Genomic DNA, 24,096 nt, shown 5'->3' with positions numbered 1-24,096 from the left:
ACGGCCTCATTTCTCGCTGCCGTCCAGATCAGATGCATCGCTCTCTGGGCTAAAATCTTGTGACGACACTATCTAGAAGGCTATCACCGATTTTTCGCCGAAAATCAGCTAATAGTTATCGGTTGTCTTCGGCTGAGGTGAAGTTGTGGGAAGCCAGTTAATTCTTCGTAAAGCGGATTTTTTCCCCCGGGTGGGGCAAGCGGTGGCCGTGGCGGACCGCTATCCGCAAAATGTGTTTGCCGAACATACTCACGAGTTTTGCGAACTGGTGATGGTCTGGCGCGGCAATGGTTTGCATATCCTCAATGACCGTCCCTACCGCATTACCCGTGGCGATCTGTTTTATATCCGTGCGCAAGACAAACACTCCTACGCCTCTGTTAACGATCTGGTGCTGCAAAATATCATCTACTGCCCCGACCGTCTGACCCTGAACCTCGGCTGGGCGTCGCATATTCCGGGGCTGAATGACGCAGAGTGGACGCCGCACTGGCGTCTGGGCAGTACCGGCATGACGCAGGCAAGGCAGGTTATCACCCAGCTTGAACAGGAAAGTAGCAAAAGCGACGCGCTGGCGAACACGATGGCGGAGGCACTCTTCGCCCAACTGGTGATGACCCTCAAACGCCACCGCTTTGCGGCGGACAATCTGGCGGCGACCAGCAGCGAAGCCCTGCTGGATAAATTAATCACCGCGCTTACCGGCAGCCTGAATCGTACCTTTGTGCTCGAGCGCTTCTGTGAGCAGGAGCAGTGCAGCGAACGCGCGCTACGCCAACAATTTCGCACGCAAACCGGAATGACCATCAATAATTACCTGCGCCAACTGCGTATTTGTCATGCGCAGTATCTGCTGCAGCACACGGAATTGATGATCGGTGAGGTCTCCACCCGCTGCGGCTTTGAAGACAGTAACTATTTCTCGGTCGTTTTTACCCGCGAAACCGGCATGACGCCCAGCCAGTGGCGACAGCGTCATAACGAAGCGGCTTAGGAAGGGCCTGTTCTGCGATAACACAGGACGTTCTCATGATTGTTGCTCAGCTTACTGATATCCACGCCGCGCCGGATAACGGCAATCTGGCCCGGCTTGCTCGCGTGCTGGAATGGCTCGAATTTATTCAACCTGACGCGCTGGTGGTGACGGGCGATCTTGTTGATGACGACTGGTTTGCCGGGTATGCCGCTATCGCGTCGTTGCTAAAAGAGCAACTCTGGCCGGTATTTCTGCTGCCGGGTAATGCCGATAACCCTGCCATGATGCGGGCCTGCCGGGAGAGTGACGTCTGGACGCCGGATGCCCTGCATTTTTCCGTCGAAGTGAAGGGATTACGCCTTATCGGTATAGATACCACCCTGAAAGGGCTGGCGGAGGGCAGTGTGGTAGAACATCTGCCGTGGCTTGAGCGCCAGCTGGCGAGCGACGACGCGATGCCCGCTCTGCTTTTTCTCCACCATCACGTGTTCCTGAGCGGCATCCCGACTATGGATCAGATTATGTGCCGTGGTTCGCGCGAGTTGGCTGAGCTTCTCACCCGCTATCCTGGCCGCACGCTGGCCATTGCGACAGGGCACGTACACCGGCCCATCGCCAGCCAGCTGGCGGGCATTCCCGCTTACATTTGCGGTTCCATCTGCCCGGCGAATCCCGCCTGGTTTGGCGGGGAAACGGTGCCGCCAGCGAATGATCCCCCTTCTTTGATGCTCCACCGTCTGCAGGATGGCGCGTTAACCAGTCACCATGTTTGTGTGTAGCGTTCGGCGGTCATTTTTTCGCCTGCGGCTGCGCTATATGTCTTGTCGGCACAGGTTCATAACGGAATGTTATAACCATATTAAAACTACGGCATTGATAAACATTTTCAATATCATTTAACTAACTATAATGAACCAACTGCTTACGCGGCGTTAACACCTCTGCCGCCCGACAATAATGGAGATTAGTATGAGCTATACACTGCCAGCCCTGCCGTACGCGTATGATGCCCTGGAACCGCATTTCGACAAGCAGACGATGGAAATCCATCACTCTAAACACCACCAGGCTTATGTAAACAATGCGAACGCAGCGCTGGAAAGCCTGCCAGAATTCGCCAGCCTGTCTGCTGAAGAGCTGATTGCTAAACTGGACCAGCTGCCGGCTGACAAAAAAACCGTTCTGCGTAACAACGCTGGCGGTCACGCTAACCACAGCTTCTTCTGGAAAGGTCTGAAAAAAGACACCACCCTGCAGGGCGACCTGAAAGCGGCTATCGAACGTGACTTCGGTTCCGTTGACAACTTCAAAGCTGAATTCGAAAAAGCAGCTGCAACTCGCTTCGGTTCCGGCTGGGCGTGGCTGGTGCTGAAAGGCGATAAACTGGCTGTGGTTTCTACCGCTAACCAGGATTCCCCGCTGATGGGTGAAGCTGTATCTGGCGCGTCTGGCTTCCCGATCGTGGGCCTGGATGTGTGGGAACACGCTTACTACCTGAAATTCCAGAACCGCCGCCCGGACTACATCAAAGAGTTCTGGAACGTAGTGAACTGGGACGAAGCTGCGGCACGTTTCGCTGCTAAGAAATAAGTTTTCGCGACATTTCCTGTTTTTTACGGGTAAATCAAGCCCCTGCTGACAACGTCAGTGGGGTTTTTTTTATGGCTGCCAGTTAGGTGCCATAAACCATTAGAAACAATGATCCAATAAAAATGAAATAATGTTTTGATTTTGTATGTGAGATCACTTTTCTGAGTGTGACGAAGTTCTAACATTTCGCCATTAGCGCTGGAAACGCCCCGATTAAAGGGCGAGATGGCGCACAAAAATAAGTGTTTTTACAGGTGGCGATATGCAAATCAAACGTGCAATAGAAAAAGTCCCGGGCGGGATGATGCTGGTTCCTCTGTTTCTGGGGGCGTTGTGCCATACGTTTTCGCCGGGGGCCGGGAAGTATTTTGGCTCCTTCACCAATGGCATGATCACCGGCACCGTGCCGATTCTGGCGGTGTGGTTTTTCTGCATGGGTGCGTCCATTAAGCTCAGCGCGACCGGGACGGTGCTGCGTAAGTCGGGCACGCTGGTGGTGACCAAAATCGCGGTGGCCTGGGTGGTCGCGGCGGTGACATCACGTTTGATTCCGGCTCACGGCGTGGAGGCGGGCTTCTTTGCCGGGCTGTCGACGCTGGCGCTGGTGGCGTCCATGGATATGACCAACGGCGGCCTGTACGCCTCCATCATGCAGCAGTACGGCACCAAGGAAGAGGCCGGGGCGTTTGTTCTGATGTCCCTCGAGTCTGGCCCGCTGATGACGATGGTGATTCTGGGGACGGCGGGGATCGCCTCGTTTGAACCGCACGTGTTTGTCGGCGCCGTATTGCCGTTCCTGATTGGGTTCGGGTTGGGCAACCTGGACCCTGAGCTGCGGGAATTCTTCACCCGCGCGGTGCAGACGCTGATTCCGTTTTTTGCCTTCGCGCTGGGGAATACTATCGACCTGAGCGTTATCGCCCAGACCGGGTTGCTCGGTATCCTGCTGGGGCTGGCGGTGATTGTGATTACCGGCATCCCGTTGATTATTGCCGATAAAATGCTGGGTGGCGGGGACGGTACCGCAGGGCTTGCGGCCTCAAGTTCTGCCGGCGCGGCGGTGGCAACACCGGTACTCATTGCCGAGATGGTGCCGGATTTTAAAGCGATGGCGCCTGCCGCAACCGCGCTGGTGGCCACATCGGTGATCGTGACCTCCATTCTGGTGCCGATTCTGACCTCTATCTGGTCGCGTAAAGTGAAAGGCGAGACGGCGGCGCAGGAGCTACACAGCGCGGTAAAATAACGCGGATGTGAAAGAAAAACCGACCTTTGCAGGTCGGTTTTTTGCTTAGCGCTGTATGCCGAAAACGTCGTCAACCTGTTCACACTGTGCGGACGTTAGCTCGCCGCCAAAGTTGCGCGAGGTCGCGCCACAGCAGCCAAATTTCCGTGCGACCACGGTTTTGATGGTGGTAACAAAATCCTCGCCGATGGTGTAAATCGACATGAATTTGCCAATCTCACGTTGGGCTTCATGCAGCGCCGTCAGATCGTTCTGCTTCCACGCCTCCCGCGCCCTGACAAACAGCTCGGGCATCACGTTATTGAGGCCTGAGATGACCCCTGCGCCACCCGCCAGCAGGTTGGGAATAAAGTATTCGTCGTAGCCTGACAGCACCGCGAAATCATCGCGGATTTTCTCGGTTGCCAGAATGATGTTGCGCGTATGCGACTGGCAATCGACCGTATCTTTAATGCCGGCGAAGTTCGGGAATTCCGCGGCCAGCGTAGCGACAATCTCTGGCGTCAGATCGCAGCCGGTCCGGGCCGGGAAGTTGTAGGCGAACCATTTGCCGTTCAGACGTTGCCCCAGGTGGCGGAAGTAGCTCAGTAGCTGTGCAGATGTTTGTCCGTAGTAGTAAGGGGGCAGCACCATGACCGCATCATAACCCGTACGGAAGGCTTCATCTGCCATCCACAGCACGTCATTCAGACAGGTTGAGGAGACGTTAGCGACCAGCGTGCGTGGTGTCATGCCCCGGACTTCGCGAATGAGCATGAGTCGCTCATCAAGGGTGAAGGAGGCGAACTCGCCGATACTGCCCATCAGCAACACTACATCAATTCGGGCGTCGGCAGGCGTGAAATATGCTGTCTCAGTCCGTTCAGGTCGACTTTACCGTCGGGTGTCATGGGCGTAATTGATGGGTACCAGACGCCGTAAAATTCATTTTCATTCTTCACGTCACTGTCTCCTTGAATATGAAATTGCGTTTCACTTCTCTATTAAGTCATAGCACGTTCACCTAACACGCAGGCGTATCGGTGTCGCATTTCTGCACGATTTATTACTAAAAAGTGTGGTCTAATACGCCGATGACGAGTGAGCCTGGGGGAGAGGAAATGCATCATCCGGTGAATGTTTTTGCAGGAAAAGTAAGGGATTACACGGGCAGCAGACCCAGCGCGATTGCGAAGTTGCAGGTGGAGGGTGAGTTGATACTCACCGAACTGGGGTTAGCCGGTGATGAGCAGGCGGAAACGTCCTACCACGGCGGCCCGGATCGTGCGCTGTGTAATTACCCCCGCGAGCACTATGCCCACTGGAAGACGATGTTTCCGGAGCAGGCGGCGCTTTTTTTCGCCCCGGCCTTTGGTGAGAACCTCTCGACCGAAGGATTGACGGAAAGAAATGTGTTTATCGGGGATATTTTTCACTGGGGAAATGCGCTGATTCAGGTCTCGCAGCCGCGCTCACCCTGCTTTAAGCTCAACTTCCACTTCACTATCAACGATATGTCTTCGCAGATGCAGACGAGTGGGCGCATTGGCTGGCTTTATCGGGTCATTACCGGGGGGAAAATCAGCGCCGACGCGCCGCTGGAACTGGCATCGCGGAACAGCGATGTGAGCGTCTACGATGCGGCCGCGATTGCCTGGCATATGCCGTTTGATGATGAGCAATATCGTCGCTTAATGTCTGCCGCTGGCCTCTCATCCAGTTGGACAAGAACGATGCAGAATCGGAGGAGTAGCGGCAAGATCGAGGATAATTCCCGACGTTTATGGGGTAAATAGCGGTTTCCCCTCACCCGATAAGGCGAGGGGAAATCCTCAGGTACGCTTATACAGCGGGATCCACAGTGTTAAGCGCAAACCGCCGAGCGGGCTGTCGTCGGCTTTCACCCAACCACGATGCTGCTGCATAGCGGTTTCAACAATGGCCAGTCCTAATCCCGTGCCGCCGGACGCACGATCGCGCGCTTCATCGGTACGGTAGAACGGGCGGAAGATCTGCTCGCGATCTTCCGGGCTAACGCCTGGGCCATCATCGTCCACGTTAATGGTGATGCCGTCTTTATCGACCGAGAAATTCACTTCAATTTTGGTGTGTGAATAACGCAGCGCGTTACGCACGATATTTTCCAGCGCGCTTTCCAGTGCGTTGGGGTTACCGTACAGCGGCCACGGGCCAGGCGGGAAATTCACCGTCAGAGACTTGCCCATCTGTTCCGCTTCGAACGCCGCGTTGTCGAGCACCTCATTCCACAGCTGATTGGCTTTGACCGTTTCGCTGACCAGCGCGTTTTTCTGCTGATTACGCGACATGACCAGCAGGTCGTTGATCATACTGTCCAGCCGCTGCGCTTCGGTTTCGATACGCTCCAGCTCTTTGCTCTCGCCGCTGCGACGACGCAACAGCGCGGTGCCGAGCTGCAATCGTGTTAACGGCGTCCGAAGTTCGTGAGAAATATCGGACAGGAGCCGCTGCTGGGCGGTCATCATTCGTTCCAGCGCCATCACCATCTGGTTAAAACTGGTACCGGCGGCAAGGAATTCTTGCGGTCCGGATTCCAGCTCAGGATGCTGTCGCAGGTTGCCCTGTGCCACTTCATCTGCCGCGTTTTTCAGCTTACGTGCGGGTTTTGCCAGGCTCCACGCCAGCCACAACAGCAGCGGCGAGCTAATCAGCATGGTGACAATCAGCAACAGTAATGGGCGGTCAAACAGCAGGTTGATAAAGTCAGACTGGGAACTGCTGGCAGGTCGAATAAGATAGAGCTGGTAATTGTCCTCACCGTCGCGAACGGAAAAAGGCCCTACCAGCTCTACCCGACCATACTTTTTCTTCTGCGGGTGATCAGAGTTATCCGCCTGACCAATAAAGTTGCGGATAATCTGCATTTCGTTGCGTTCGGCGCCGATTACGCGCCCTTCGCTGGTCACCAGCAGCAAACGTTGCCCCGGCGGGGCCCATTTGTCGATTGCACGAAACAGCCTGCGCCACCACATCAAATCGTTGGGTGGATCGTTGGCCAGTTCCGCTTCTACGTGCTGCTCAATCATCACGCCCTGACGTTGTTCGCTATCAAGCAACTCCGTCATCTGGCGGGAATCGAGCTTAGGTACCATCAGGACCAGCATCAGCACCAGTGCCAGCGTTAGCCAGAAAATGGCGAAGATGCGGGCGGTCAAACTTCCTATCATGAAGCGGATACCATCAAATAGCCCCGGCCACGCAAGGTTTTGAACCACGGATGGCCATCTTTGCGGTCCGGTAACTTACGGCGCAGGTTAGAGATATGCATATCAATTGCGCGGTCAAACGGGGTTAAGCGTTTACCCAGCACTTCCTGGCTTAAATGTTCACGTGAAACCACCTGGCCCAGATGCTGTGCCAGCAGATAGAGCAGGGTGAACTCCGTACCAGTCAGTTCCAGCGATTGCCCATCGAAACTGGCTTCCTGGCGACCCGGATTGAGACTCAGCCCGTCCACTTCCAGCGTCGGCGAGCCGTTGTCGGTATTCTGCTGCTGTTCGCTCCAGTGGGAGCGGCGCAGAATCGCACGGATACGCGCGACCAGTTCGCGGTCGTTAAACGGTTTTGGCAGATAGTCGTCCGCGCCCAGCTCAAGGCCGAGTACGCGATCCAGTTCGCTACCGCGTGCAGTCAACATAATAACGGGAGTCTGGTGTGTCTGGCGTAGCTCTTTAAGGGTATCGATACCGTTTTTCTTCGGCATCATGACGTCGAGCAAAAGCAAATCGATGCTGTCATCAAGGAGGTCGAGCGCCTGTTCCCCATCGTGGGCAACCAGCACGTTGAAGCCTTCCATGTCGAGCAGCTCTTTTAACAGGGATGTAAGCTCTCGGTCATCATCTACTAAAAGAATTTTATTCATTGTTTAAATACCTCCGAGGCAGAAATTACGTCATCAAGACTCGCTAATCCATGACTTTACGTTGTTTTACACCCCCTGACGCATGTTTGCAGCCTGAATCGTAGACTCATTATCGTTGATTCGCGACATAGAAAGTTTTTGGGAGCAAATGATGCGCAAAGTTACCGCTGCCGTCATGGCCTCAACACTGGCGCTAAGTGCTTTTAGCCAGGCTGCTGAAGTCGTAACAGGCGATAACTGGCACCCGACTGAGGGATTCGCGCAGCGTTCCAGTCAGAGCCATATGTTCGACGGTATACATTTAACCGAACATCAGCGTCAGCAGATGCGAGATCTGATGCAACAGGCAAGGCACGACCAGCCCCCTGTTAATGTTAGCGAAATGGAGACAATGCATCGCCTTGTCACCGCAGAAAATTTTGATGAAAACGCTGTGCGCGTTCAGGCCGAGAAAATGGCGCAGGAGCAGATAAGCCGTCAGGTTGAAATGGCGAAAGTCCGCAACCAGATGTATCACCTGCTAACCCCTGATCAGCAAGCGGTTTTGAAGCAGAAACATCAACAACGGATGATTCAACTGCGTGAAGTGACGCAGATGCAGCAAAGTTCACCGTTGAAAGTATTGAGTAGTAGCACCCAGCGTTCCCAGTAGTAAGTAGTAATGAACCCTGTTTTCCTTGCCATAGACACCATCCCTGTCTTCCCCCTCATGATGAGGGGGTTTTTTTTGCCCGAAATTCCGCTACCACCCCCCTCCGTCTCATCTGTGGCCTGCTGTTAATGGCAGTTTTTTCAATTTATTGATGCTGCGCATTGATTGACGCGCTGAAATAACACCATATGTTCTAAGGGAATTCTCCCGGTTCAGGCGAGGAAGGATAGCTGGTATGAATAAATGGATTCTGTCGCTCTGCTGTTGCGCCACGTTACTCCCGGCCATTGCCGTTGCACAAAGCGCTGACGATCAGCTGGCAGCGTTAAAAAAATGTCAGGAAGAGACCCAAAAAGACGCTCGCCTTGCCTGTTATGACAAAGCGTTACCTCCGGACGCTAGCCCGGCGGCAGAACCTGCGCTCGACAGCACGGGCAAATGGCGTATTGCCAGTAAAACCTCGCCCGTCGACGATTCTAAAAACGTCTATATCTCGTTGAACGCCAATGAGACGATCCGTTCTCCCTTTGGCGAGTCCATCACGCCGAGCTTGTATATTCTCTGCCGCGAGAAAAAGACCGAAATGTTTCTCAACTGGGATGTCTATCTCGGCCTGAATGAAACCCAGATGCTGTATCGGCTGGACAAGCAGAAAGCCGTCACTCAGGAGTGGGGGATTTTCACCGATACTAAAGCGGTGTTCTACCGTGGCAAAGACATCGATTTCATCAAGATGCTGGCGAAATCGACCAGCCTGTTCGTAAGAATCACGCCGTACAATGAAAATCCTGTGCAAACGACGTTCGATCTCACCGGGCTTGCCGAGGCGCTGAAACCGGTGCAGGCTGCCTGCGGCTGGAAGTAATCCGCTGCGGCAAAACTGAATTCAGACACCTGATTTTCCTCCGATTTAGTTGCCTTTCGTTATACTACCCACAGAACAGCGTGGGAGTATTTATGATTGAATCTTATGGGCGCCTGGTCAGCCGTGCGGCAATCGCCGCGACGATCATGGCGTCGTCATTATTGGTCATTAAAATTTTTGCATGGTGGTATACCGGGTCGGTCAGTATTCTGGCTGCGCTGGTGGACTCTCTGGTCGATATTGCCGCGTCGCTGACCAATTTACTGGTGGTGCGCTATTCGCTGCAGCCTGCGGACGACGAACATACCTTTGGCCACGGGAAAGCGGAATCACTGGCGGCGCTGGCGCAAAGTATGTTTATTTCAGGCTCGGCGTTGTTCCTGTTTTTAACCGGGATTCAGCATCTGGCGAGCCCCGAACAGATGCGCGCGCCCGGCATTGGTATCGTGGTGACGGTGATTGCGCTCATCAGTACTGTGATACTCGTCACTTTTCAGCGTTGGGTGGTACGAAAAACTCAAAGCCAGGCCGTGCGGGCAGATATGCTTCATTATCAGTCTGATGTTATGATGAACGGTGCAATTCTCCTCGCCCTGGGGCTGTCATGGTACGGCTGGCATCGGGCGGATGCGCTCTTCGCGCTGGGGATTGGCGTCTATATTTTGTACAGTGCGCTACGTATGGGTTATGAGGCGGTCCAGTCATTACTGGATCGGGCATTACCCGATGCCGAACGCCAGGAAATTTTCGATATTGTGACTTCCTGGCCCGGCGTAAGCGGCGCTCATGATCTTCGCACGCGGCAGTCAGGGCCGACCCGCTTTATTCAAATTCATTTGGAAATGGATGATAACCTTCCGCTGGTTCAGGCGCATATTGTGGCTGAACATGTGGAGCAGGCTATTCTGCAGCGTTTTCCGGGGTCAGATGTGATTATTCACCAGGATCCCTGTTCCGCGGTCCCTCAAGGACGATAAGCACATCAAGACTGTCGTATTTCGTTGTAAAAAAAGTGAGTCAGACCCGATTTTTGTGTATAAATTACCGCCATATGGTCTGACCTGAATCAATTCAGCAAGCAGTAGTTGATATAATATTGCAGCATAGATGTTTACTCCCGCGTGGAGTTTTTTGGCCAACAGAACATTATTTTTGCATTCCTAAGTTCAGAGGTAGTCATGATTAAGAAAATCGGTGTGTTGACAAGTGGCGGTGATGCGCCGGGCATGAACGCAGCAATTCGTGGCGTGGTCCGTGCGGCATTGACTGAAGGTCTGGAAGTGGCGGGTATTTACGATGGTTATCTCGGCCTGTACGAAGATCGCATGATTCAACTCGACCGCTATAGCGTGTCTGACATGATTAACCGTGGCGGTACATTCCTTGGTTCTGCCCGTTTCCCGGAATTCCGTGAAGAACATGTCCGCGCCGTGGCTATTGAGAACATGAAAAAACGCGGCATCGACGCGTTAGTGGTTATCGGCGGTGACGGCTCCTATATGGGTGCGAAGCGTCTGACTGAAATGGGCTTCCCGTGCATCGGCCTGCCAGGCACTATCGATAACGACGTCGCCGGTACCGATTACACCATCGGTTACTTCACCGCGCTGCATACCGTGGTAGAAGCGATTGACCGTCTGCGCGACACCTCTTCTTCTCACCAGCGTATTTCCATCGTTGAAGTGATGGGCCGCTACTGTGGCGACCTGACGCTGGCGGCGGCCATTGCGGGTGGTTGTGAATTTATCGTTCTGCCGGAAGTTGAATTCAGCCGTGAAGATCTGGTGGCGGAAATCAAAGCGGGCATCGCGAAAGGTAAAAAACACGCCATTGTGGCGATCACCGAGCACATCTGCGATATCGATGAGCTGGCGAAATACATCGAAACTGAAACTGAGCGTGAAACCCGTGCGACCGTTCTGGGCCACATCCAGCGCGGTGGTTCTCCGGTGCCTTACGACCGTATTCTGGCGTCCCGTATGGGCGCATACGCGATTGAGCTGCTGCTGCAGGGTCACGGCGGTCGTTGCGTCGGCATCCAGAACGAGAAAATGGTTCACCATGACATCATCGATGCCATCGAGAACATGAAGCGTCCGTTCAAAGGCGACTGGCTGGACTGCGCGAAAAAACTGTACTAATCACATTAAACGCCCTCTGATTCGAGGGCGTTTCTTTGCCCGTAGATATTCCCCAAAGTTATAGCCAATCTTTTTTTATTCTTTAATCATTGGATATCTTTCTGGCACGCTGAACACATCACAAATACATACACTGAGAGAGTGGGCGATGAATAAATGGGGCGTGGGGTTAACTTTGCTGCTGGCATCCGGCAGCGTTCTGGCAAAGGACATTCAGTTATTAAACGTTTCGTACGATCCAACGCGTGAATTGTACGAGCAGTACAACAAGGCGTTCAGCGCCCACTGGAAACAGGAAACAGGCGACAACGTCGTGATTCGCCAGTCGCACGGCGGCTCCGGCAAACAGGCGACCTCGGTTATCAACGGTATTGAAGCCGATGTCGTGACTCTGGCGCTGGCCTATGACGTTGATGCGATTGCTGAGCGCGGCCGTATCGACAAAAACTGGATCAAACGTCTGCCGGACAACTCTGCGCCTTATACCTCCACCATCGTTTTCCTGGTGCGTAAGGGCAACCCGAAACAAATTCACGACTGGAATGATTTAATCAAACCAGGTGTCTCTCTGATTACGCCAAACCCGAAAAGCTCCGGCGGCGCGCGCTGGAACTACCTGGCAGCCTGGGGCTATGCCCTGCACCATAACGGCGGTGATCAGGCCAAAGCACAGGAGTTTGTGAAGGCGCTGTATAAAAACGTTGAAGTGCTGGATTCCGGCGCACGCGGCGCTACCAGTACCTTCGTAGAACGTGGCATTGGCGATGTGCTGATTGCTTGGGAAAATGAAGCATTGCTGGCGACCAAAGAACTGGATAAAGACAAGTTTGAAATCGTGACCCCGAGCGAATCTATCCTCGCGGAACCGACGGTCTCCGTTGTGGATAAAGTGACAGAGAAAAAAGGTACCCAGAAAGTCGCCGAAGAGTACCTGAAATATCTCTATTCACCGGAAGGTCAGGAAATCGTAGCGAAAAACTTCTACCGCCCGCGTGACAAACAGGTCGCAGCGAAATATGACAGTGAGTTCCCGAAACTCAAGCTGTTCACCATTGATGAAGAGTTTGGTGGCTGGAACAAAGCCCAGCAAGAACACTTCTCTAACGGCGGCACCTTCGACCAAATCAGCAAACGCTAATCCATCTTCAGGCGGCCCTTTACGGGGCCGTTTTTCATTTTATTGCCACCGAACTGCGCTATGCTTCTTTTTCCTCCGTGAAAGGATAAGTCAATGAAGACAGTGCGCGTAATTATCATGGTGCTGGTCGTGGCAGTACTGCTGGCTGCGGTGCGCGGTGGGTATTGGTGGAATAGTCGGGATCGGGACGTATTGCGCCATATTGTGCTTGAGCAATGCGTGCCGAATCAGCGGGATAACCATTTACCCGCCCCTTGTGCCCAGGTCAATCTCGACAGTGGCTACGTGCTGCTTAAAGACCGTAATGGGCCGTTGCAATACCTGCTGATGCCAACGTACCGCATCAACGGCATCGAAAGCCCGCTGTTATTACAATCTCATACCCCCAACTTCCTCTGGCAGGCCTGGCAATCGCGCGGGGTGCTGGGCAAGACGCGGGGCACGTCGCTCCCGGATAACGCCCTTTCGCTGACGATCAATTCCCGGCTCGGACGTACTCAGAACCATTTTCATATCCATATCTCCTGCCTGCGGGAAGACGTGCGCCAGAAGCTCGATCAGGAAGCCTCGCGTATCAGCAGCCAGTGGCTGGCCTTTCCGGGCGGTATTCTTGGACATCCTTATCTGGCGCGTCGCGTGACGGAAGCCGAGCTGGTGCAGCGCAGCCCGTTCTTAATGCTGGCGGAAGAAGTACCGCAAGCGCGTGAACATATGGGGCGCTACGGCATGGCGATGGTACATCAGACCGATGGATCGTTTGTCCTGCTGGCAACGGAGCGGAATCTGCTTACACTTAACCGTGCTTCTGCTGAGGAAATTCAGGATCATCAATGTGATATCTTAAAATAGTCCCACCAGATTTGGCGTTTACTGGGCAAGCCTGTCGCCGTAGACTTGCTGAAAAATTCTACAGGAGACAGGTATGTCGCTCTGGTTTACTCACCCTCTGTTTCTGCCCTCTGTCATTATCGGCCTCACTATTGTGCTGTGGGCCACGTCGCTATTACCGGAATTCATCACGGCGCTGCTGTTTTTTGCCGCCGCGATGGTAGCGAAGATTGCACCGCCGGATATCATCTTCGGCGGTTTTGCGTCCTCGGCTTTCTGGCTGGTGTTCAGCGGTTTTGTGCTTGGCGTCGCGATTCGTAAAACGGGGCTGGCCGATCGTGCGGCGCGGGCGTTATCGGCGAAACTGACCGATTCGTGGCTACAAATGGTCGCAAGCGTCGTGCTGCTGAGCTATGCGCTGGCGTTTGTTATGCCGTCGAACATGGGGCGTATTGCCCTGCTGATGCCGATTGTGGCGGCGATGGCGGCCCGTGCGGGCATCAACGAAGGGACGCGATCCTGGTATGGGCTGGCGCTGGCGGTGGGCTTTGGTACCTTCCAGCTGTCGGCGACGATTTTACCTGCTAACGTGCCCAATCTGGTGATGAGCGGGGCCGCAGAAGGGTCCTACGGTATTCATCTCAACTACCTGCCGTACCTGCTGCTGCACACGCCGGTGCTGGGTATTCTGAAAGGCCTCATCCTGATTAGCCTCATCTGCTGGCTTTTTCCCGGGCAGCCGCATGCGCCAAAAGAGCAGGCGCCGCCTGAACCCATGAGCCGGGAGGAGAAGCGTCTTGCCTGGATGCTGGCCGTAGTCCTGACGATGTGGGTCACGGAGAGCTGGCACGGCATCGGCCCGGCCTGGACGGGTTTGGCTGCTGCCTGTATTACCCTGCTGCCACGCGTTGGCTTTATCAATGGCGAAGAGTTTTCCAGCGGGGTGAATATCCGCACCTGCATTTATGTCGCCGGGATCCTTGGGCTGGCCATTACGGTCACGCAAACGGGGATTGGCGCGGCGGTGGGGAACGCGCTGCTGCACATTATGCCGCTGGATCCGGCGCATCCCTTTACCAGCTTCCTGGCGTTGACCGGCACTACGACCGCGCTCAACTTCATTATGACGGCGAACGGTGTGCCCGCGCTCTTCACCACGCTGGCACAGAGTTTTTCTGATGCCACCGGCTTCCCGCTGCTGTCGGTGATTATGATTCAGGTGTTGGGGTATTCCACGCCGCTGCTGCCGTATCAGGCGTCGCCGATTGTGGTGGCGATGGCGTTGGGCAAGGTGCCTGCACGTTCGGGGATGCTGCTATGTATTGCGCTGGCGATTGCGACCTATCTGCTGTTACTGCCGCTGGATTATCTGTGGTTTAGCGTGCTGGGGAAATTGTAAAAAAAGCCCGGTGGCGCTAACGCTTACCGGGCCTACAATTTTTGGAGCGGGCTCGCTGCGCGCCACCCGCCGCAACAGCATTACGCCTGTTTAGCCGCTTCTGCAGCTTTAACGATCACCGCGAAAGCGTCAGCTTTCAGGGATGCACCGCCAACCAGCGCGCCATCGATGTCCGGTTGGGTGAACAGCTCAGCAGCGTTGGCAGCGTTAACGGAACCGCCGTACTGAATGATAACTTGCTCAGCCACTTTCGCATCTGCTTTAGCAATGTGATCACGGATGAATTTGTGAACCGCCTGAGCCTGAGCCGGAGTAGCGGATTTGCCGGTACCGATTGCCCATACGGGTTCGTAAGCGATAACCACGCCTTCGAATGCTGCCGCGCCCTGAGTTTTCAGAACGGCGTCGATCTGGCGTGCACACACTTCTTCGGTTTTGCCCGCTTCGTTTTCTGCTTCGGTTTCACCGATGCACAGAACCGGGATCAGACCTTGTTCTTTCAGAACGGCGAATTTTTTAGCGATAAGTTCGTCAGATTCTGCGTGGTAAGTACGACGCTCGGAGTGGCCGATAATGATGTACTGCGCGCCGATATCTTTCAGCATTTCAGCGGAAGTTTCGCCGGTGAATGCGCCAGACAGGTTAACGTCGACGTTCTGAGCGCCCAGAATGATGTGGCTGCCAGCAGCGGCTTGTTTAGCCAGGTCCAGGTACATCGCCGGCGGAGCGATAGCAACGCCACAACCGGTCACGCCAGCCAGCTCTTTACGCAGGTTAGCTACCAGTTCGTTTACCATATGGCGGCTGCCGTTCAGTTTCCAGTTACCCATCACTAAAGGATGTCGCATTTGAATTCTCCACGCTATAAGAGCGAATTTAAGTAAGATGTCTACCCGTCAGGGCAGTTTGGTCTGTGAAACAGTATAGAGATTCGTCACCCGAAAGGCTTTGCTTTTTGTCATTTATTGTCACCTTCAAGGCTTTCAGATAGCGCCAGCTTAATCGGTTCAACAGCGAAGGTCAGCCCCTTTTCGCCGTCATCTGCCACAACATAGCGAATAGCCCCTTCCGTTTCGGCGTACCAGAGCTTGTTTTTGCCGCTGTTCAGCAATTTTTGCAGCTTTTGCAGACTTTGCGCTTTGGTTAGCGTCGGCGAAAACGCGCGAATCAGCGCCGCCATGTACTCTTGGGATTTCGCTTTTGCCGCTTTTTGCTCTGGTCCTCGCACCGGCAGCCAGGTCATCTGCATGGATTTAATTTTCAACGTGCCGCGTTCCAGCGCCGTGGAGGCGTAGAGGTTGTCGTTAATTTTGGTCGCGGCGCGGGTTAGGCGTTCGGTATCGCTACGCGAATCGATCGCGCGGAATTCGTTGAGCTGCAGGTCAGGATTATCTTCGTTGAATTTTTCCCTGAACTGGCTAATGGATTGCTCGAATGTAGGTGCGCCCGGCAGCAGATACGGGGCCGCCGCCGCAGGTGGCGTGTCCTCTGCGATGGCATACTGGTTGATAAAGAGCACCGTAAACAGGAGCCACCAGGTTTTCATCAATATCGTCCTCACTTCACTTTGTTCACGATTAAAACGATAACAGTCTGGCTTGTCAAAAACTCACGCGACCAGGGTAAACTACGTAGTACTACAATTAAAGGAACCTTACATGGGTATTCAGCAGTGGTTGTTCTCATTTAAAGGCCGCATTGGTCGTCGTGACTTCTGGATCTGGACCGTTCTCTGGGTGCTGGTGATGACGGTATTGTTTTACGCGGTCAGTTTCGATCTCTTAGCCAGCCAAAATGCCGCGTTTATGCTGGTTTGCCTGCTCTGGCCGACCGCGTGTGTGATTGTGAAACGACTGCATGACCGGAATAAGTCCGGCAGCTGGTCGTTGTTATTTATTCTTGCCTGGATGCTGCTGGCGGGGCACTGGGAAATTCTGGGCGGTACCTGGCAATGGGTGGTTGGCCGTTTCGTGCCGGTGCTGATTATGGTGACGATGCTCATCGACCTGGGCGCGTTTATCGGCACCCAGGGTGAGAACAAGTTCGGCAAGGATACGCTTGACGTGCAGTACCGCTGATCACCAGTAGTGTTCAGCCGTGATGTGGCCCGGACGGCGGCGGAGATGTTTCGCCATCTGCCGGGTCTCTTTCAGTAACTGCTGTGTGTCGCGCACCATCTGCGGGTTGCCGCACAGCATCACGTGGCTAGTGTCGGTGTTCATCGGCAATCCCACCGCCTCTTCCAGCGCGCCGCTCTCAATCAGCGCAGGTACACGTCCGGTAAGCGAGCCGGAGACCGTTTCCCGGCTGACCACCGTCTGAATCCGCAATTTGCCTTCATAGCGCTGCTGAAGCTCAAGCATCAGCGGCAGATAGCTTAAATCTGCGGCGTAACGCACCGCATGCACCAGCACCAGATTGTTGAAACGCTCGAGATCTTTGCCTTCCTGCAAAATTGACAGATAGGGGCCAATCGCCGTCCCGGTCGCCAGCATCCACAGGGTATCGCAATCCGGTATTTCCTCGAGGACAAAGAACCCGGCGGCTTCGCTGACGATCAAGATGTCATCATCAGGCTGTAGCGCGGCAAGACGTGGGCTGAGCTTTCCTTCCGGGACGGTGACAAGATAGAACTCAAGATCAGGATTCCCCGGCGCATTGACGTGAGAGTAAGCGCGCTGTACCCGCTCGCCGTCGATTTCAAGGCCCAGCTTGGCGAACTGTCCGGCGGTGAAGGGAAGAATAGGGGCATGAACGGTCAGGCTGAATAACGCGTCGGTCCAGAACTCGACTTTAACGACTTTTCCTGTAACCCAGTCGGCCATGATTTTCTCCTGTTCAGAATCATTGCCTTATCTTCGTCGTGAATGGGGAGGATTTCCAGTCCGCATAATCTGGAAAGCTCTCCCCGACAAATTCACTTACAGTATATGCGTCTGTACGTCCGGGTCTTTGCGGTCCAGGTAGTGAATGGACTGGATGCGGCGGATGGTGCGCGATTTCCCGCGAATCAACAGGGTCTCGGTGGTGGCGATGTTGCCTTTACGGGTGATGCCATACAGCAGGTCGCCTTTGGTGATCCCGGTTGCCGAGAAAATCACGTTGTCGCTGCGCGCCATGTCATCCAGACGCAGCACCTTACCGGCTTCGATACCCATTGCCTGGCAGCGTGCCAGCTCATTTTCCCCGATACGACGGTTCTCTTCGCTGTCGCCTTTCACGTGATGACGAGCCAGCAGGCGGCCCTGCATGTCGCCATCCAGCGCGCGGATAACGGCGGCAGAAACCACACCTTCAGGCGCGCCGCCAATCCCGTAAAGCACATCGACTTCGCTGTCCGGCATGCAGGTCAGAATGGAAGCGGCAACGTCGCCGTCCGGAATTGCGAAAACGCGCACGCCGAGTTGCTGCATTTCAGCGATGGTGCCGTCATGACGCGGTTTAGCGAGGATCGTGACCGTCAGCTCGCTGAGTGGTTTACCCAGTGCGGTGGCGACATTGCGCAGGTTATCGGCCAGCGGCAGATTCAGGTCGATAGCGCCTTTTGCGCCTGGGCCGACAATCAGCTTTTCCATGTACATATCCGGCGCATTGAGGAAGCAGCCTTGATCGCCCACCGCCAGTACCGCCAGCGCGTTAGCCTGACCCATGGCGGTCATGCGGGTGCCTTCAATTGGGTCAACGGCGATATCCACCGCGTCACCTTTGCCGGTGCCGACCTTTTCACCGATGTAAAGCATCGGGGCTTCGTCGATTTCCCCTTCGCCAATCACAATGGTGCCGTCGATATTGACCTGGTTAAGCATAATGCGCATAGCGTGAACGGCTGCGCCGTCAGCGGTATTTTTGTCGCCGCGCCCTAACCACTTATAGCCAGCCAGCGCCGCTGCTTCGGTCACGCGGGAAAATTCAATGGCAAGTTCTCGTCTCATTGCATACTCGTGAAGTCAAAGAAATTGCGCGAAGTTTAACACAGAGAGGGGAGTGTGGTGCGGTCGGGTGCGGTGTTGCCTGAGGCCCTCACCCCGGCCCTCTCCCTCAGGGAGAGGGAGAAAACAGAGGTGAGGGTGAGGGGATTACTCGTCGTGATCTTCCCACGCCAGCGCGCGTTTCACGGCTTTTTTCCAGCCGCTGTAACGTACGTTACGCTCGGTGGTTTCGATGCTTGGGCGGAATTCGCGCTCAATGACCGCTTTTTCCTGCAGCTCGTCCAGGTTCTGCCAGAAGCCCACCGCCAGACCGGCCAGGTACGCTGCGCCCAGCGCCGTCACTTCACGCACTTCCGGACGTTCTACGCGGGTGCCCAGAATGTCGGACTGGAACTGCATCAGGAAGTTGTTGGCTACCGCACCGCCGTCCACGCGCAGGGCGTGCAGACGAATGCCGGAGTCAGCCTGCATTGCTTCCAGAACGTCACGCGTTTGATAAGCAATGGATTCGAGGGTTGCGCGGATGATGTGGTTTGAGTTCACACCACGGGTCAGGCCGAAGATCGCGCCACGTGCATACGGGTCCCAGTACGGTGCGCCCAGGCCGGTGAAGGCCGGCACTACGTATACGCCGTTGGTATCTTTCACTTTGGTGGCGAAATATTCAGAGTCGAACGCGTCGCTGATCAGTTTCATCTCGTCGCGCAGCCACTGAATAGATGCGCCCGCCATGAACACGGCACCTTCCAGTGCGTAGTTCACTTCGCCACTTGGGCCGCAGGCGATAGTGGTCAGCAGGCCATTTTCTGATTTCACCGCTTTCTCGCCGGTGTTCATCAGCATAAAGCAGCCGGTACCGTAGGTATTTTTCGCCATCCCTTCTTTCACGCACAGTTGGCCGAACAGGGCCGCCTGCTGGTCACCGGCGATCCCGGCGATAGGAATACGGGTACCGCCTTTACCACCGATGTTGGTCTGACCGTAGACTTCGGAAGACTTACGTACTTCCGGCAGCATGGCGCGCGGGATGTCCAGCGCGTCCAGCATTTTGTCATCCCAGTCCAGATCGTGGATGTTGAACAGCATGGTACGGGAGGCGTTGGTGTAATCGGTCACGTGTACACGGCCCTGGGTCATTTTCCAGATAAGCCAGGTATCAACGGTACCGAACAGCAGTTCGCCACGTTTTGCACGCTCACGGGAGCCTTCGACGTGGTCGAGGATCCACTTCACTTTGGTACCGGAGAAGTACGGGTCAACCACCAGGCCGGTGGCGCTACGCACGTAGTCTTCCATGCCATCACGCTTGAGCTGCTCACATATTTCAGCTGTACGACGACACTGCCAGACAATGGCGTTGTAAATCGGCTTCCCGGTTTCGCGCTCCCACACCACGGTGGTTTCACGCTGGTTGGTGATACCAATCGCGGCGATTTCATCTGAATTGATGTCCGCTTTCGCCAGCACTTCTACCAGCGTGGAGCTTTGGGTTGCCCAGATTTCCATTGGGTCATGCTCAACCCAGCCTGGCTTAGGATAAATTTGTTCGAATTCGCGCTGTGAAACGCTGATGATGTTGGCGTCATGATCCATTACGACGGCGCGGGAGCTGGTGGTACCCTGGTCCAGCGCAACGATATATTTCTTTTCAGTCATGATTTATGTCCCGTAGTCACATTACAGCGGAGCTTTTTGTTGTGAAGTCGTGGTGGCGGTGTCTTTGTCATCTTCCACAGCACAAACGTCACACGGTAAATTACGGCCAATCAGTTTACGATAACCGAAGGCACCCAATGCTGCGCCGACAATCGGCCCAAACAGCGGTACGAGGAAGTAAGGAATGTCTTTCCCACCGGTGAAGGCTACGTTACCCCAGCCTGCCAGCCAGGCGAACGTTTTCGGTCCGAGGTCACGCGCTGGGTTCATCGCAAACCCGGTCAGCGGCCCCATAGAGGCACCAATAACAGCAATCAGCAGGCCAATCAGCAGCGGTGCCAGCGGGCCACGAGGAATCCCGTTGCCGTCGTCGCCCAGCGCCATGATGACGCCCATCAGAACCGCCGTAATCACCATCTCAACAGCGAAAGCCTGGAAGAAGTTGATGTGCGGGTTAGGATAGGTTGAGAAAATGCCTGCCAGATCGATACTTTCGACGCTACCACGCACCATTTGGTGGGTTTGTTCGAAGTCGATGAAAAGATTGTAATAAAGCCCGTAAACAAGTGCAGCCGCGCAGAATGCGCCAGCAAATTGAGAAACAATGTAAGGTACGACTTTGCGCCCGTCAAAGCAGGCAAACAGCCACAATGCAATGGTCACTGCCGGGTTAAGGTGTGCGCCGGAAACCCCTGCGGTCAGGTAGATGGCCATCGCCACGCCCAGACCCCAAATGATACTGATTTCCCACTGTCCGAAGCTGGCACCTGCTACTTTAAGTGCCGCAACGCAGCCCACACCGAAGAAAATCAACAACCCGGTACCGAGAAATTCGGCGATGCACTGACCTTTTAAGGTTGAGGTTTGACTCATAATCGGATCCTGCAAAGAGTTTAATGGTTATAGTTTGCATGGAGAGAGAAGACTCCAGGATGTCGTGTAGACATACTGTTAATTTATCGTTAACGAGCAAAAACGAGAAATATCGAAATCAAAATGTGTGTACTACGTCAATAAAATGAGCGTTTTCGCGCGATGAGGCGCGTTTGCGAAGGAATGCGAAGTGTGAGCTGAATCATTTTAGTAACCCTCAATTTAACAACTTAGTGAGGGGATGCGCAATTACACCAGGTATAGACTGAAAAGTGTTGCAAAGCGCGATCTGCGCGGGTTGTCGCTGGACAGTGACGAAAGGGCTTCATACAATCGGGGACCAGGGCCGTGCGCTAAATACATAAAGGCGTCGCCGTTCACGGAACGCGGATTTACCCGAGTGGTAGATACCCATCAACGCCTTGCAATTCAGGAGAGGTATGACGATGTCATTAGAAGTATTTGAGAAGCTGGAAGCGAAAGTACAGCAGGCGATTGATACCATCACGCTGCTGCAGATGGAAATCGAAGAGCTGAAAGAGAAGAACAACACGTTGTCCCAGGAAGTTCAGTCCGCGCAGAATGACCGCGAAGAACTGGCCCGTGAAAACAACCAGTTGAAAGAACAGCAGCATGGCTGGCAGGAGCGTTTACAGGCACTGCTAGGCCGTATGGAAGAAGTCTGATTACGCTTCATCTTTCGTGCCGTAGCGGTGTTGGCTGCGCTCACTCACCCCAGTCACATAGTTTTCTATGTTCCTGGGGACTCGCTTACTTGCCGCCTTGCTGTAACACGGAATATCTTGCGTAATTGCTTCGGCTAACGCTTTTGTAGGTCGGATAAGCGAAGCGCCATCCGACAACGAAATAAGAAGGGCACCTGAGGGTGCCCTTTTGTTTATGCCGACTTCCCGACGCTTCCCCACACCAGCTCGCCCTGATGGAAGGTTGCCGTGCGGGGCGAAATTCGCGCGACCGCTTTGGCGGAGCAGTACGCCGCCGCCAGCACAAAGCTGGCCTCATCCTGCGCGTTTGGCCAGACGCGCTCGCCTTTATCATTGAGCGGCAAGATATCCCCGGTTGCGATTCCGAGCGCGCGAGACAGCGTTTGCTCATTCGGGCGGATATAGAGCTGTGCGTACAGATTGGCTTTTTCCAGCATGTCGCCCAGCCCGTAAGGCGACCAGTGGTCGATCACGCTGTCGGTTCCGGTCATCACAAATACCCCTTTCTCGCGCAGCTGCTTAAGCGGCATATGCAAGGTGCCAGTTGGCACGGTAGAGGCAATCGTCACCTGCTGCGCCGCCATGCGCGTGGCGAGTTCATCCACCTGCGGTTCGTTGAGCGTCGCCAGGCCAAAGGCGTGGCTGATCGTGAGTTTGCCTTTCAGTGCGGGCGTTTTCTCAACCATTTCAACCATATAATTCACCGCCGCCACGCCAGCTGGGCTGGTTTCATGCAGATGAATGTCGACCCCTTTGTTGCAGTCGAGCGCAATCTGAAACATGGTGTCGAGCGACTTTTCCATCGCACCGTCTACGCTGGTGGGGTCGAGCCCGCCCACATAGTGCGCCCCGGCCTGCATGACTTTGCGCATCAGCGGTTCCGATTTTGACAGCAGCAGCCCGTGTTGCGGAAACGCCACGATCTCACAGCGAAAACCAGACCGACGACGCTCAAGCACCGCCTGCAGGTTCTGCAGATTTTTCAGCCCGGAAGTCGGTTCAATATTGCAGTGGCTGCGGGCAATGGTGGAGACTTTTGATTGCAGCAGGTCGATAAGCTTCCCGGCGCGCTCCTGGGTGTACGGCTGGAGTTCCGGCAGCAGTGTTTGCTCAAGGCGAATCATATCCTGGATGGTGGTGCCCGTCGGGCGGTTCAGCGCACGCCACGGCCCGCCGTAGAAGGTTTTATCCAGGTGAATGTGCATATCGCGCATGGCGGGTAGCATCAGCATGCCGCCAGCATCGTAGCGGGGAAGGGTGGCGTTCGCGTGCTGTTGGTTTTCGCTCAGCGCGACGATTTTACCGTTGTTGATTTCGAGCGTTTTCAGCGCGGTTTGGGTATGCACTGCCGTTTGGCCTTCATACTCGAAGCCGGTTTCCAGCAGCACGTTATCAAGGTAGTAATGTTTATCCGTCAATGTCATCGCGGTATGTGCATCATCACAGACTGAGGGGGATTTTGCTGCATACGCGACAGATCCGGTTGCGCCAAACAGCGCGCAGGCGGTGGCGATTTTACCGCTCTGGCTGAGAAATTCGCGGCGGCTTTTATGGTCAGTCATCTTCTCTTCCTTTTGTGGCGGCTCAGACGTTCACAATGTGCGTACCCGTTTCACCGCGTAGCGCGGCAGGCAGTCCGGTGAGGTGACTTGCAGCGCATCCCGCTGAGTTTCATTGAAAAACGCGCCAATCGGTTTGGTGGGGTGGGTAAAACCGGCGTCGGCGGCGTCCACTTCCACCTGCGTCACCACCGTGACCGCCTTCTGCTCGCCTCGCTGGCTCAGCAGGTTGTTGAGCGCCTGCTGGATGAGATAGCCGATACCGCCCTGGGTATCCGCCACGCAGTTTGCCAGCGGTGTTAAGGGCAGCCCTTTCCGCTCATGGGCGATCTCTGCACGGCGTAAATCCAGCCCGACCTGCGGGCCGTTGCCGTGCGTCAGGACGATGTCAAAGTCCGAGGCCAGCATCTCCAGCACCGACTCGGCGACTTTTTTTACGGCTTCAGATTGATACTCTACGGACTGGCTGGCGTTGTCTTTGATAATGCTGTTACCGCCAATGGCAACCACCACGAGTTCTTTCATGTGTTTTCCTTGAGTAAGGTGCGCTCTGATCCCCTCACCCTAGATAGTGTCGTCACAAGATTTTAGCCCAGAGAGCGATGCATCTGATCTGGACGGCAGCGAGAAATGAGGCCG

The 24,096-nt window shown here is 54.7% G+C and carries 23 protein-coding genes and 2 pseudogenes; 14 read left to right on the top strand and 11 right to left on the bottom strand.

Going from position 1 to position 24,096, the window contains the following annotated elements; translation table 11 throughout:
- The first annotated feature begins 145 nt into the window (after window positions 1-145).
- From rhaR to kdgT, 4 genes are all read left to right on the top strand, one after another.
- A complete protein-coding gene (gene rhaR / locus ACSZPU_RS11535; RefSeq protein ID WP_498998738.1) occupies window positions 146-994 on the top strand; it encodes an HTH-type transcriptional activator RhaR in 849 nt (282 codons plus the stop codon).
- A 35-nt stretch (window positions 995-1,029) separates the two neighbouring features.
- Window positions 1,030-1,755: a metallophosphoesterase gene (locus ACSZPU_RS11530; protein ID WP_498998737.1), complete on the top strand. Its 726-nt coding sequence runs from the start codon at window positions 1,030-1,032 to the stop codon at window positions 1,753-1,755.
- Window positions 1,756-1,945: 190 nt separating this feature from the next.
- A complete protein-coding gene (sodA, locus tag ACSZPU_RS11525; protein ID WP_498998735.1) occupies window positions 1,946-2,566 on the top strand; it encodes a superoxide dismutase [Mn] in 621 nt (206 codons plus the stop codon).
- 262 nt (window positions 2,567-2,828) lie between these two features.
- The gene (gene kdgT, locus ACSZPU_RS11520) at window positions 2,829-3,812 is read left to right on the top strand and encodes a 2-keto-3-deoxygluconate transporter (RefSeq protein WP_498998732.1); all 984 of its coding nucleotides are present in this window, start codon (window positions 2,829-2,831) and stop codon (window positions 3,810-3,812) included.
- A gap of 45 nt (window positions 3,813-3,857) precedes the next feature.
- Here kdgT and ACSZPU_RS11515 read toward each other — a convergent pair.
- A pseudogene (locus ACSZPU_RS11515) lies at window positions 3,858-4,702 on the bottom strand (dihydrodipicolinate synthase family protein).
- A 210-nt stretch (window positions 4,703-4,912) separates the two neighbouring features.
- Here ACSZPU_RS11515 and yiiM point away from each other — a divergent pair.
- Window positions 4,913-5,587 (top strand): 6-hydroxyaminopurine reductase, encoded by a 675-nt coding sequence (yiiM, locus tag ACSZPU_RS11510; protein ID WP_498998729.1) that lies wholly within the window; start codon window positions 4,913-4,915, stop codon window positions 5,585-5,587.
- 36 nt (window positions 5,588-5,623) lie between these two features.
- Here the strand turns inward: yiiM and cpxA are convergent, their stop codons facing one another.
- Window positions 5,624-6,997, bottom strand: coding sequence for an envelope stress sensor histidine kinase CpxA (gene cpxA / locus ACSZPU_RS11505; RefSeq protein ID WP_498998727.1), 1,374 nt, complete (start codon window positions 6,995-6,997; stop codon window positions 5,624-5,626).
- Window positions 6,994-7,692 (bottom strand): envelope stress response regulator transcription factor CpxR, encoded by a 699-nt coding sequence (gene cpxR / locus ACSZPU_RS11500; protein WP_498998724.1) that lies wholly within the window; start codon window positions 7,690-7,692, stop codon window positions 6,994-6,996. The genes cpxA and cpxR overlap by 4 nt, the downstream gene beginning before the upstream one ends.
- Window positions 7,693-7,843: 151 nt before the next feature.
- Here cpxR and cpxP point away from each other — a divergent pair, with 151 nt between their 5' ends.
- The 7 genes from cpxP to ACSZPU_RS11465 all read left to right on the top strand — a co-directional run bounded on the left by cpxP (window position 7,844) and on the right by ACSZPU_RS11465 (window position 14,715).
- Complete coding sequence (cpxP, locus tag ACSZPU_RS11495) at window positions 7,844-8,344, top strand: cell-envelope stress modulator CpxP (RefSeq protein WP_498998741.1); 501 nt, start codon at window positions 7,844-7,846, stop codon at window positions 8,342-8,344.
- A gap of 235 nt (window positions 8,345-8,579) precedes the next feature.
- Window positions 8,580-9,209 carry a type VI secretion system-associated protein TagO gene (locus ACSZPU_RS11490; protein ID WP_498998721.1) on the top strand — a complete coding sequence of 210 codons (630 nt, stop codon included), beginning with the start codon at window positions 8,580-8,582 and terminating at the stop codon, window positions 9,207-9,209.
- 92 nt (window positions 9,210-9,301) lie between these two features.
- Window positions 9,302-10,186 carry a CDF family cation-efflux transporter FieF gene (gene fieF, locus ACSZPU_RS11485; RefSeq protein ID WP_498998718.1) on the top strand — a complete coding sequence of 295 codons (885 nt, stop codon included), beginning with the start codon at window positions 9,302-9,304 and terminating at the stop codon, window positions 10,184-10,186.
- Between the two features lie 201 nt (window positions 10,187-10,387).
- Window positions 10,388-11,350 carry a 6-phosphofructokinase gene (gene pfkA / locus ACSZPU_RS11480; protein ID WP_437432245.1) on the top strand — a complete coding sequence of 321 codons (963 nt, stop codon included), beginning with the start codon at window positions 10,388-10,390 and terminating at the stop codon, window positions 11,348-11,350.
- A gap of 148 nt (window positions 11,351-11,498) precedes the next feature.
- Window positions 11,499-12,488, top strand: coding sequence for a sulfate ABC transporter substrate-binding protein (locus ACSZPU_RS11475; protein ID WP_498998716.1), 990 nt, complete (start codon window positions 11,499-11,501; stop codon window positions 12,486-12,488).
- Between the two features lie 93 nt (window positions 12,489-12,581).
- On the top strand, window positions 12,582-13,337 hold the full coding sequence (locus tag ACSZPU_RS11470) for a CDP-diacylglycerol diphosphatase (RefSeq protein ID WP_498998714.1): 756 nt from the start codon (window positions 12,582-12,584) through the stop codon (window positions 13,335-13,337).
- 73 nt (window positions 13,338-13,410) lie between these two features.
- Entirely contained in the window at window positions 13,411-14,715 is a 1,305-nt protein-coding gene (locus ACSZPU_RS11465; protein WP_498998711.1) for an SLC13 family permease, read from the top strand.
- A gap of 80 nt (window positions 14,716-14,795) precedes the next feature.
- Here the strand turns inward: ACSZPU_RS11465 and tpiA are convergent, their stop codons facing one another.
- Window positions 14,796-15,563, bottom strand: coding sequence for a triose-phosphate isomerase (gene tpiA, locus ACSZPU_RS11460; protein WP_498998709.1), 768 nt, complete (start codon window positions 15,561-15,563; stop codon window positions 14,796-14,798).
- 110 nt (window positions 15,564-15,673) lie between these two features.
- A complete protein-coding gene (locus ACSZPU_RS11455) occupies window positions 15,674-16,261 on the bottom strand; it encodes a DUF1454 family protein (protein WP_498998707.1) in 588 nt (195 codons plus the stop codon).
- A gap of 112 nt (window positions 16,262-16,373) precedes the next feature.
- Between ACSZPU_RS11455 and ACSZPU_RS11450 the strand changes: the two genes are divergently transcribed.
- Window positions 16,374-16,793 (top strand): DUF805 domain-containing protein, encoded by a 420-nt coding sequence (locus ACSZPU_RS11450; RefSeq protein ID WP_498998705.1) that lies wholly within the window; start codon window positions 16,374-16,376, stop codon window positions 16,791-16,793.
- Here ACSZPU_RS11450 and fpr read toward each other — a convergent pair whose 3' ends face one another.
- The 4 genes from fpr to ACSZPU_RS11430 form a co-directional block, all read right to left on the bottom strand.
- Complete coding sequence (gene fpr / locus ACSZPU_RS11445) at window positions 16,794-17,540, bottom strand: ferredoxin--NADP(+) reductase (RefSeq protein ID WP_498998702.1); 747 nt, start codon at window positions 17,538-17,540, stop codon at window positions 16,794-16,796.
- A 96-nt stretch (window positions 17,541-17,636) separates the two neighbouring features.
- The gene (glpX, locus tag ACSZPU_RS11440; protein WP_498998699.1) at window positions 17,637-18,647 is read right to left on the bottom strand and encodes a class II fructose-bisphosphatase; all 1,011 of its coding nucleotides are present in this window, start codon (window positions 18,645-18,647) and stop codon (window positions 17,637-17,639) included.
- 144 nt (window positions 18,648-18,791) lie between these two features.
- Window positions 18,792-20,300: a glycerol kinase GlpK gene (glpK, locus tag ACSZPU_RS11435; RefSeq protein ID WP_498998698.1), complete on the bottom strand. Its 1,509-nt coding sequence runs from the start codon at window positions 20,298-20,300 to the stop codon at window positions 18,792-18,794.
- A gap of 21 nt (window positions 20,301-20,321) precedes the next feature.
- Entirely contained in the window at window positions 20,322-21,173 is an 852-nt protein-coding gene (locus ACSZPU_RS11430) for an MIP/aquaporin family protein (RefSeq protein ID WP_498998697.1), read from the bottom strand.
- A 440-nt stretch (window positions 21,174-21,613) separates the two neighbouring features.
- Here ACSZPU_RS11430 and zapB point away from each other — a divergent pair, with 440 nt between their 5' ends.
- Window positions 21,614-21,859, top strand: coding sequence for a septal ring assembly protein ZapB (gene zapB, locus ACSZPU_RS11425; protein WP_498998694.1), 246 nt, complete (start codon window positions 21,614-21,616; stop codon window positions 21,857-21,859).
- A gap of 212 nt (window positions 21,860-22,071) precedes the next feature.
- On the opposite strand, the gene ACSZPU_RS11420 is transcribed toward zapB, so the two are convergent.
- Together ACSZPU_RS11420 and ACSZPU_RS11415 are read right to left on the bottom strand one after the other, a co-directional pair.
- Window positions 22,072-23,460: an amidohydrolase family protein gene (locus tag ACSZPU_RS11420; protein WP_498998691.1), complete on the bottom strand. Its 1,389-nt coding sequence runs from the start codon at window positions 23,458-23,460 to the stop codon at window positions 22,072-22,074.
- Window positions 23,461-23,532: 72 nt separating this feature from the next.
- A pseudogene (locus ACSZPU_RS11415) lies at window positions 23,533-23,982 on the bottom strand (amino acid kinase family protein); the annotation flags it as partial.
- Window positions 23,983-24,096 lie beyond the last annotated feature (114 nt).

The sequence above is a fragment of the Phytobacter sp. V69 genome (genome assembly GCF_965644215.1).
Lineage (GTDB): Bacteria > Pseudomonadota > Gammaproteobacteria > Enterobacterales > Enterobacteriaceae > Phytobacter.
Note: the sequence above shows the minus strand (reverse complement) of the source record. Positions and strands in the feature narration are given on the sequence as shown.